The organism is Synechococcus sp. CBW1002 (genome assembly GCF_015840915.1).
Lineage (GTDB): Bacteria > Cyanobacteriota > Cyanobacteriia > PCC-6307 > Cyanobiaceae > CBW1002.
The window spans coordinates 2,188,189-2,197,666 of the sequence record NZ_CP060398.1; the positions used below are offsets into that span (position 1 = coordinate 2,188,189).

Here is a 9,478-nt window from a genome sequence, read left to right on the forward strand (position 1 = left end):
GTGTCTCAGTCCTAAGCCCACAGCGTGCCAGGTGCTCAGGGGTCGTCCCGCAGCGGCGGGTGGCTCTTCTGGACTTCGCTTTCCTGCACCGTGAGGCGGCTGATCAGGATCCCCATCACAACCGCGATGTACAGCGGCCCCACCACGGTGAACAGCACCGTGAACATCTGCGCAGCTGGCGTCTGGGGCAGGATGTCGCCGAAACCCACGGTGCTGATACAGACAAAGGCGTAGTAGGTGAGACGCACAAAGTCGAGGTTCCACGGCACTTCCAATGAACTGGTCGGCCCTGGCAGGATGAGTGGCTTTTGATCGCTGGCGCTGATGAAGCTGCCCGGCTGGAGGGTCTCCAGCACCGTCACCACCATGCCGGCCGTGAGGCCCAGCAGCAGGTAGCCGGCCACGGCCCCCATCAACACCTTCTGGTTGATCAGCTTTTCCTCCGACAGGAACAGGATCAGCCGCTGCAGGCTCCAGGCGATGAAGCCGGTGATCAGCAGCAGCAGGGGAAGGCCGCTGTTGCGCACCTCCAGCGGCGTGAACGACCAGAACACCATCGACAGCAAGCAGGCCAGCCCCACCAGGCGGAAGGCCAGATCGTTGCTGCGGCGGCCGCCGGGCCGCAGCGTCTCGCGCAGCTGCAGGCTGAGAATCAGCAGCAGGAGTCCGTAAACAAGATGGGCCAGCCGGTTGAACGGAGCCGGCAGGCTCAGGCAGCCCAGGATGAACAGGTCGAGCAGCAGCAGGTTGCGGTAAAAGCGATGTCGGCGAGATCGCCGTCGATCCGGACTGAGATCAGTTGGACTCAGCAGATGCATGCAGCCGCCTCGGTTGCCTGCATTGTGGGGCCGCCGTTCGGTTCTCCCACCCCGCCCTCGGGGCTCCCCTGCAGCAAGGACCCTTAGTTTGGTCAGACTACGGACGACTGACGATGGCCATCCGCCAGGACGACAAAGGTCCGAACCGGCGCTTCGGAGTGATCAATCTGGTGTTGATCGGCTTCGGTGTGCTGTTGCTGTTCAGCAACTTCCTGCCGTCGCAGGGAATGCAGCAGGTGCCGCGGGTGCCCTATTCGCTGTTCATCGATCAGGTGAACGACGACAACGTCAAACGTGCGTACATCACCCAGGACCAGATCCGCTACGAACTCAAGAGCCCTGAGGAAGAAGGCGCGCCCTCGGTGCTGGCCACGACCCCGATCTTCGACATGGAGTTACCCCAGCGCCTGGAGCAGCATGGGGTTGAATTCGCCGCTGCTCCTCCTAAAAAACCAAACTTTTTCACCACGCTGCTGAGCTGGGTGGTGCCTCCGCTGATCTTCATTCTGGTGCTTCAGTTCTTCGCCAGGAGAAGTGGCATGGGCGGCGGCGCCCAGGGAGCCCTCAGCTTCACCAAGAGCAAGGCCAAGGTCTACGTGCCCGATGAGGAATCGCGCGTCACCTTCGCCGATGTGGCTGGCGTCGATGAGGCCAAGCAGGAGCTCACCGAGATCGTCGATTTTCTCAAGACCCCGGAGCGCTACGCCGCCATCGGCGCCCGCATTCCCAAGGGCGTGCTGCTGGTGGGTCCTCCCGGCACCGGCAAGACCCTGTTGTCCAAAGCAGTGGCCGGTGAGGCCGGTGTGCCCTTCTTCATCATCTCGGGCTCCGAGTTCGTCGAGCTGTTCGTCGGTGCCGGTGCCGCCAGGGTGCGGGACCTGTTCGAGGAAGCCAAGAAGAAAGCGCCCTGCATCATCTTCATCGACGAACTCGATGCCATCGGCAAGAGCCGCTCCGGGTCGATGGGTGTGGTCGGCGGCAATGATGAACGGGAGCAGACCCTCAACCAGCTGCTCACCGAGATGGACGGCTTCGCCGCTCAGGACAAGCCGGTGATCGTGCTGGCGGCCACCAACCAGCCCGAAACGCTCGATGCCGCCCTGCTGAGGCCCGGCCGATTCGATCGCCAGGTCCTGGTGGATCGGCCTGATCTCTCAGGCCGCAAGATGATTCTCGACATCTATGCCAAGAAGGTGAAGTTGTCGGGCAGCGTTGATCTCGACAAGATCGCCCAGGCCACCAGTGGCTTCGCCGGCGCCGATCTGGCCAATCTGGTCAACGAGGCCGCCCTGCTGGCGGCCCGCGCCTACCGCACCAGTGTGGAGCAGGGCGACCTCAACGAAGCGATCGAACGGGTGGTGGCCGGCCTGGAGAAGAAGAGCCGAGTGCTCCAGCCCGATGAGAAGAAAGTGGTGGCTTATCACGAAGTGGGCCACGCCATCGTGGGTCACCTGATGCCAGGCGGCAGCAAGGTGGCGAAGATCTCGATCGTGCCGCGCGGCATGGCAGCCCTGGGGTACACGTTGCAGCTGCCGACGGAGGAACGCTTTCTCAACTCCAAGGGCGATCTCGAGGGGCAGATCGCCACATTGCTCGGGGGCCGCAGCGCTGAAGAGATCGTCTTCGGTGCCGTGACCACCGGCGCCGCCAATGATCTGCAGCGCGCCACCGACATCGCCGAGCAGATGGTGGGCACCTACGGTATGAGCGAGACCCTCGGGCCCCTCGCCTACGACAAGCAGGGCGGCAGCCGCTTCCTCGGTGGGCCCAGCAACCCCCGCCGTGTCGTCAGTGACGCCACCGCCCAGGCGATCGATAAGGAGGTGCGCACCCTGGTGGATCGGGCCCATGAACGGGCCCTGTCGATCCTGAACCACAACCGTGGGTTGCTCGATTCGATCTCCGAGAAGATCCTCGAGAAGGAGGTGATCGAAGGCGACGATCTCAAGGATCTGCTCGCTTCCAGCACCATGCCCCAGGGGGAAGAGGCTGTCAGCTGTGCAGATCAGCTCAGCCCAGCCTGAGTCCCAGACAGGGAAGCGTCCCGCCCCGGATGCTTCCGGGTCTCCGCCCTTGACGGCGGGGCCCCCAATCCCGGATAAGGGTTCTTTGAGATGGGGCGATGACCTCCCAGCTCTCCAGCCTCGCCTCGCTGCTGAGCGGCCTGCGCGGATCGGATCTCCTCTCCTCCGCTGATCTGAGCGGCGATCAGACCCTGGCCCTGCTGCAGCTGGCCGCCGAACTCAAGAGTGGACAACGCCGCATCGACCTGGGCGGCAAGACGCTGGGCCTGATCTTCACCAAGGCCTCAACCCGCACCCGGGTGAGCTTCACGGTGGCGATGGCGCGCCTTGGGGGGCAGACGGTCGATCTCCACCCCTCGGTCACCCAGGTGGGGCGCGGAGAGCCGGTGGCGGATACGGCCCGGGTGCTGAGCCGTTACGTGGATGCCCTGGCGATCCGCACCTTCGCCCAGCAGGAGCTGGCCGAGTACGCGCACTGGGCCTCCATCCCGGTGATCAATGCCCTCACCGACCTGGAACATCCCTGCCAGGCCCTGGCCGATTACCTCACCCTGCAGGACTCCTTCGGGGAGATCGAGGGCCTGACCCTGGCCTACGTCGGCGACGGCAACAACGTGGCCCATTCCCTCCTGATCGCCGGCGCCTTGCTGGGGGTGAACGTGCGGGTGGGCTGTCCGGAGGGGTTTCTGCCCGATCCGGCCGTGGTGGAGCAGGCCCGAAGCCTGGCCGGAGATCGCTGCCGCCTGGAGGTGCTGCACGATCCGGTGGCAACCGTGCGCGGCGCCCAGGCGCTCTATACCGATGTGTGGGCCTCAATGGGCCAGGAGCAGGAGCAGACGGAACGCGAGCGGGCCTTTGCGGGCTGGTGTCTGGATGAAGCGCTCCTTTCCGAAGCGGACAGTCGGGCGATCGTGCTGCATTGCCTGCCGGCCCACCGCGGCGAAGAGATCAGTGCCGGCGTGATTGAGGGTGACGCCAGCCGGGTGTTTGATCAGGCGGAGAACCGCTTGCATGTGCAGCAGGCCCTGCTGGCGGCGGTGCTGGGGGCGTTCTGAGTGGCTCCGGGTTCCAATCCGGCCGGCCGATCTCTGGACAAAAGTGGCCCCAGAGCGATACAGATGTATCAGGTGCTCGATGATCTGTGCCGGTACTCCCTCCTCCTGCCGCTTCCACCCTGGAAACGCTCACATCGGCCCAGCGCGAGTTGTACGACTGGCTGGAGGGGTATATCGCCGCCCATCGCCACAGTCCTTCGATCCGGCAGATGATGCAGGCGATGGGCCTGCGTTCGCCGGCCCCGATCCAGAGCCGGCTGAGGCATCTGCAGCAGAAGGGCTGGATCACCTGGCAGGAGGGCCAGGCCCGCACTCTGCAGCTGCTGGGCGAGCGCTCCGAGGGAATTCCGGTGCTTGGTGCTGTAGCGGCCGGAGGCCTGGTGGAAACCTTCGACGATGTCCAGGACCGGCTCGACATCGCGCCGCTGCTGGAAAGTCGTGGCCTGTTTGCCCTCACCGTGAATGGAGACTCGATGGTGGGCGCCCACATCGCTGACGGTGACATGGTGCTGATGGAACCGGTCAGCGATGCCAGCCGAATTCGGCCCGGCACCATCGTCAGCGCCCAGGTGCCCGGCAGCGGGACCACACTCAAGCACTTCCATCCCGATGGAACCCAGATCCGCTTGGAGGCCGCCAATCCCGCCTACGAACCGATCGTGCTGCCCGCCGACCAGGTGCTGATCCAGGGTCGCCTCGTGGCCGTGTGGCGCCAGCTTTGAGTCTGCACAACAGCTCGACGGAACCCATCAAGCCAGGACAGGCCGCGGTGTAAAGTCTCCTGGCGAGCGACGGGGCTCTCCGGGCCAAGCGAAGTCACCAGAACTTCGTTCGTTTCTTGCAAGCATGGGGCCATAGCTCAGCTGGTAGAGCACCTGCATGGCATGCAGGGGGTCAGCGGTTCGAATCCGCTTGGCTCCATTAATCACTGTTTTTGTTTGGGCTTGTTTCAACAAGATATTTGGTTGAATTTGGTTTCAACTTTATATTTTAATTCAATTTTTCGTACTCGGCTCTCTCTCCAATTCATTGGAGAATTTTTATGGGGCCTCTCTGGGTGCCCTCAAGCCTGACTTCGTTGACCATCTGTGGCCTGGCAACTCACGGATAACGCCCGGCCCCTGCTGGGGTTGTGACCGGCACCACCTTCATCCCGATCGGTGCCAGGGCGATCAAAGCCAGCTTGATGTGCTGGATGCCGAAGGGAATTCCCACGATGGTCACAAAGCAGGCCAAGGCGGAGCTGAGGTGGCCGATCGCCAGCCACCAGCCGGCCAGCAGGAACCAGATCAGGTTCCCCACCAACCCCAGCGGCCCCGTTCCGAAGTCGCCCTGGCCGGTGAGCTCCCGACGACTGACGGCCTCATAGCCGAACGGCCAGAACGCGAAGTTGCCGATCACGAAGCAGGCGCGCGCCCAGGGAATCCCCACGATCGTGAGGGCGGCGACGAGGCCTGCCAGCCACCATCCCACCCCCATCACAAAGCCGCCGAGGACAAACCAGAGGATGTTGAGAAGGAGGCTCACGCTGGAACAGGCAGGTTGCTGCTGATCGGTAGCCACACGATGACCTCCATCCAAGGCGATGACCAGCGCACGGGCAGTTCCCGTGCTGACCCCACACCCCCTGGTGGGGCCGTCAGGGCGGCGCTACGACCGGCTCCCCTTCCCTGGCCGTCATGGTGTCGACGACGCGCCCGTTACTTCCTGGCATCACCGCGGTTCGGGTGGCCCTTGGGCTGGCCTGTCTGGGCCTGGCAGCCCTGGCCCCAGCGGCGGAGGCGGCAGGCCTGATGCGGCTGCGGCGCACGGATCGCGTCCTGCCGGGCAGTGGCGATCCTGTCTGGGCACTGCAGCTGGAGCTGCCGGGAGAACCCCTGCGGTCCTATGCGGCCCTTGCGGGACGGGCGGATCGGCAGCAGGCAGATCGCCATCGCCTCGGCAGCCGCTCACCCCTGCCCCCCGGGCACTACCGCGTCTCCGAGATCGTCTCCCTGGCAGGGTCCGATGATCTGCCGGTTGAGCTGGGCCGCATCAGCTGGATCGGCCTGGAGCCGCAGTTCCCCACCGATCGCCGTGCCCTCGGCATCCATCTCGATCCAAGCGCGGGGCATGGCAGCGAGAGCGGCACCGATGGCTGCATCGGCATGATCCATGCAGATGATCTGCTGACGCTGACGGCGTTGCTGCAGCAGCACGGGGTGAGCGAACTTGAAGTGCTGCCCTGAGGGCTCCTGTGAGCCCGAGGCAGGTCGCACCTCCAGGCCAAGACATCCAACACCGCGGACAAGACCACGGCAGATTGTCCCTCTTCCATCTCTGGAACTGGGCAAGGCATGACCGGCAACCTCGCCGCCATCGGCTTTCTGTTCACCTGGGTGCTGGGCTGGGGCATCGGCGGCTCCCTGATCGACGCCGCACTGCTCCACGTCGGTGTCTACTCGCTCGAGACCGGTCAGCTGGGCACCCTCGCCACCTTCGTGGGCTGGACAGTGGTGTGGGGAGGATTGGGCTGGTGGCTCTACGAGCGGCTCACCGCAACGCCCTCGTCGTCGGATTGAGTGATGCCTGGCAGAGGCTTGGTCGCTGCCTGGCAGAGGCGTGACCGGTGCTGGTTCGCTGATCAGCCAGAGCGGCATTGGATGGGTGTCCGCTGACCAAGGCATCCGGTCGCGATCCCGTTGAACCCGCCGGGACCACCCCAGACGCATCGCCAGACAGCCGTACGACCGCGCTCCACAGCACCAGGGGAAGCGGCCGAGCCCGTGGCAGCGACCTCACGGGGCTCATGCGTGAACCAGCGGATTAGCCATCATCGGACAGAGATGTGCTTAAAGACACACGCGAGAGGGCATGTTCATGCCGATTTGACGTGTTGAAAACCTGATCACGATGCCATCGTGATCAGCACTGGGCATCAAGAAAGATCACGTCAGATTGGCGCAGCTTCCGGCGAGGTGATCACACTGGTGTTGCGCTGAATCGATCCACAGCTGATGACGTCTTACCTCACCTGGCGGCGGACCGTCCTGCTATCCACCCTGGACGGGCTGATGGCCAGCAACGCCGCCACGCCCGCCCACGGGTCCACCCTCCAGGCGGCAGACCAGGGCAATGAGGCCGAGACCAACGGGGTGTTCGAGCGTCTTGAACGGGAGCTGTCGCGCTGCATGCCCGTGGCCGAAATCGCTGCCACCACCTCGGATCTGCTCACGTCGCGGCGCTGCACCTCCTCTCCGGCACGGCTGCGGATGCTCGATGGCTTCCGCCGTCATCTTCTGGTGCGTCAGTCCTGAGTTGAGCCGCTGGCAAGACAGCCCCAAAGAGGCTGATCGAAATCAAGCCGTTCCAATCAAACGAGATGACATCATCAGAGCAAAACGAACCACTAAAAGGTCTGGGTCCAGCCAGGAGCGTGTTGACGGGATACTCGAAGTAGCGATCCTTCAGCTGCAGATCTATGCCTGCGGCATGCTGGCGTCGGCAGCCTCTTTGGCCGCGTCGAAATGTGCCGCCAGAACGGCATCAGCTCTGGTGAGGCCATCCACTTTATGTGTGAAGATCTCGGCCTCGACATGGCCCCAACCGAGCTGAAACTCGGCGTGATGGCCCTGGCGTTCACAGATCTCACCAGCCTGATTCACCCACGCCAGGGCGGAGACAAAGTCCGGGAAGGTCCAGGCCTTGCGCAGGTGGTGGGCGTCCACCACCTCCCAGCCCGGCAGTTCCTGCAGCACGGCGTCGCATTCCTCTGGGGTGAGGGTGGGCGCCCCGTCCCGGCAGGGAACGCAGGTCTCATCTCCGAGGGCCATGGGGTGTCGCGCGTTGCTGCCGCAAGTATGGGCAGAATTCCCATCGCGCCGCCGCTCCTGACCATGCTTCTGCGCCTGCTTCTGCCCCTGTTGATTGTGCTCCTGGTGGGCTGGGGCGCACCGTCCGCGGCCCTGGCCTCGATGTTTCACCTGGAAGGACCGTTGCCGGCTGATCTCGGCATCCACGGAGGCTCGCTGTCACCCTGTGCCAGCTCAGCGCACTGCGCGCGTCAGAACTGGTCGGTTGCCGATCCCGATGCTGCCGTGGAGTTCCTGGCATCCCGGCTTGAGGCCACCGAAGCGATCCGCATCGTGGAGCGTCAGTCCAACTACCTGCATGCCACCGCCACCAGCAGCCTATTCGGCTTCGTGGACGATCTCGAGCTCCTGGCGGATCCTGTCCACCAGCAGGTGCAGGCCCGCTCCGTATCGCGGCTCGGGGATTCCGATCTCGGGGTCAACGCCCGTCGCCTGGAGTGGCTCAGCACAGCTCTGGAGCGTGACTGAACTCTTGTCAGGGCACGGGGCTGGCCTCGGCAACCGCTTCTCGACCCAGGCTCAAGAAGCAGGTGACAGGAGTCTCGCCCCAACGCCCCCTGATGGATTCGAACCATCGACCGGCTGCTTAGAAGGCAGCTGCTCTATCCGGCTGAGCTAAGGGAGCTCACTGGCCTGGGCCAGGTCTTCCAATGATGCCTTGTGGGCAGGTGCCCGTGCTGGTGGGACGTAGATTGGTCAACCCTGCGATTTTCGCGCCATGGCGGCGACCCGGCTCAGCGAAGCGCAGAAAACAGAGCTGGTGGCCCGTTTTCGTAACGGAGACACCAGCCAGGAGCTGGCGGGGATCTATGGCTGCAGTGCCATCACCGTGAGCCGGGTGGTGAAGGCGTCTCTCGATCCAGCCGAATACGAGGGGCTCAAGCAGAGGCGAGGTCGCCGCGGCAGTGCGGTCGCCGCGGAGGCCACTGCGGATGTCGCGGTGCCGACGTTGATCCCAGAGGAGCCTGGACCAGACCTCCCCATCCCCAGCGCACAGGTCCTCGACGCTGCAGTGCCCGTGGCGCCCCAGGAAGCCAACAGCACCATCGAAAGCGAGAGCGACGATGGCGGCGAGAGCAGCGAGGACGACGAAGCCGCCACCGGCCTTGCCATCGACGATGCCGATGACTTCGGGGACGACGGGGATACCAGCGATGACGAGGACAGCATGGATGGTGGGGAGGACGACGACGCCGATGTGTTCCTGGTGATTCCACTGACGACCACCGTCGTCGATGACACACGCCCGTCGATCGAAGCCCAGCCACTGGAAGAAGCGACGTTGCCCAGCAGCGTCTACATGCTGGTTGACAAGACGGTGGAGCTACAGGCCCGACCGCTGCGGGAGTTCAGCGATCTGCAACCCCTCGCTGACGAGGAGCAGGATCGCCAGGCCCTGCACGTGTTCGCCAATCCACGCCACGCAAAACGCCAGTGCGGCCGCACTCAACGGGTGATCAAAGTACCGGATGTGGCGGTGTTTCAGCTCACGGCTCCCTACCTGTTGAAGCAGGGCATCACGCGTCTGGTGGTCGAAGGTGCCCTCTATGCCCTGCCAGGCTCCTGAAGGGAGAGCCCGCCTTCGCTGGGATCATGGGCGCGCCGAGCCTGGGCACTGATCAGATCTTCCAGGGCCAGGGGCCAGAGGACCCGGCCAGGGTTGGCAACGCTGGCATGTCGTGAAGGGGAGGGTGGATGGTCTGCCCGATTACTGGTCATGGGTCTGGGTC

Annotated in this window: 11 protein-coding genes and 2 tRNA genes; 9 read left to right on the top strand and 4 right to left on the bottom strand. The window is 64.2% G+C overall.

Going from position 1 to position 9,478, the window contains the following annotated elements:
* Nucleotides 1–35: 35 nt before the first annotated feature.
* Nucleotides 36–818: a potassium channel family protein gene (locus H8F24_RS10625; RefSeq protein ID WP_197153862.1), complete on the bottom strand. Its 783-nt coding sequence runs from the start codon at nt 816–818 to the stop codon at nt 36–38.
* Nucleotides 819–931: 113 nt separating this feature from the next.
* On the opposite strand from H8F24_RS10625, the gene ftsH reads away from it, so the two are divergent.
* The 4 genes from ftsH (at nt 932) to H8F24_RS10645 (ending at nt 4,818) form a co-directional block, all read left to right on the top strand.
* Complete coding sequence (gene ftsH, locus H8F24_RS10630) at nt 932–2,842, top strand: ATP-dependent zinc metalloprotease FtsH (RefSeq protein ID WP_197153863.1); 1,911 nt, start codon at nt 932–934, stop codon at nt 2,840–2,842.
* A gap of 98 nt (nt 2,843–2,940) precedes the next feature.
* Nucleotides 2,941–3,897, top strand: coding sequence for an ornithine carbamoyltransferase (gene argF, locus H8F24_RS10635; protein WP_197153864.1), 957 nt, complete (start codon nt 2,941–2,943; stop codon nt 3,895–3,897).
* Nucleotides 3,898–3,983: 86 nt separating this feature from the next.
* Entirely contained in the window at nt 3,984–4,619 is a 636-nt protein-coding gene (gene lexA / locus H8F24_RS10640) for a transcriptional repressor LexA (protein ID WP_197153865.1), read from the top strand.
* 126 nt (nt 4,620–4,745) lie between these two features.
* Nucleotides 4,746–4,818: transfer RNA gene (locus H8F24_RS10645), tRNA-Ala, on the top strand.
* 180 nt (nt 4,819–4,998) lie between these two features.
* Here H8F24_RS10645 and H8F24_RS10650 read toward each other — a convergent pair.
* Nucleotides 4,999–5,376, bottom strand: coding sequence for a YccF domain-containing protein (locus H8F24_RS10650; protein ID WP_231598271.1), 378 nt, complete (start codon nt 5,374–5,376; stop codon nt 4,999–5,001).
* A 200-nt stretch (nt 5,377–5,576) separates the two neighbouring features.
* On the opposite strand from H8F24_RS10650, the gene H8F24_RS10655 reads away from it, so the two are divergent.
* The 3 genes from H8F24_RS10655 (at nt 5,577) to H8F24_RS10665 (ending at nt 7,193) form a co-directional block, all read left to right on the top strand.
* Entirely contained in the window at nt 5,577–6,125 is a 549-nt protein-coding gene (locus tag H8F24_RS10655; RefSeq protein ID WP_231597748.1) for a L,D-transpeptidase, read from the top strand.
* Between the two features lie 108 nt (nt 6,126–6,233).
* Nucleotides 6,234–6,458, top strand: coding sequence for a hypothetical protein (locus H8F24_RS10660; protein ID WP_197153867.1), 225 nt, complete (start codon nt 6,234–6,236; stop codon nt 6,456–6,458).
* Between the two features lie 435 nt (nt 6,459–6,893).
* Entirely contained in the window at nt 6,894–7,193 is a 300-nt protein-coding gene (locus H8F24_RS10665) for a hypothetical protein (RefSeq protein WP_197153868.1), read from the top strand.
* 162 nt (nt 7,194–7,355) lie between these two features.
* Here the strand turns inward: H8F24_RS10665 and H8F24_RS10670 are convergent, their stop codons facing one another.
* On the bottom strand, nt 7,356–7,709 hold the full coding sequence (locus H8F24_RS10670) for a 4a-hydroxytetrahydrobiopterin dehydratase (RefSeq protein ID WP_197153869.1): 354 nt from the start codon (nt 7,707–7,709) through the stop codon (nt 7,356–7,358).
* 63 nt (nt 7,710–7,772) lie between these two features.
* On the opposite strand from H8F24_RS10670, the gene H8F24_RS10675 reads away from it, so the two are divergent.
* Nucleotides 7,773–8,216 carry a DUF1499 domain-containing protein gene (locus H8F24_RS10675; RefSeq protein WP_197153870.1) on the top strand — a complete coding sequence of 148 codons (444 nt, stop codon included), beginning with the start codon at nt 7,773–7,775 and terminating at the stop codon, nt 8,214–8,216.
* Nucleotides 8,217–8,299: 83 nt separating this feature from the next.
* On the opposite strand, the gene H8F24_RS10680 is transcribed toward H8F24_RS10675, so the two are convergent.
* Nucleotides 8,300–8,373, bottom strand: a tRNA-Arg gene (locus tag H8F24_RS10680).
* A gap of 93 nt (nt 8,374–8,466) precedes the next feature.
* On the opposite strand from H8F24_RS10680, the gene H8F24_RS10685 reads away from it, so the two are divergent.
* Nucleotides 8,467–9,315 (top strand): hypothetical protein, encoded by an 849-nt coding sequence (locus tag H8F24_RS10685; RefSeq protein ID WP_197153871.1) that lies wholly within the window; start codon nt 8,467–8,469, stop codon nt 9,313–9,315.
* The last annotated feature ends 163 nt before the right edge of the window (nt 9,316–9,478 follow it).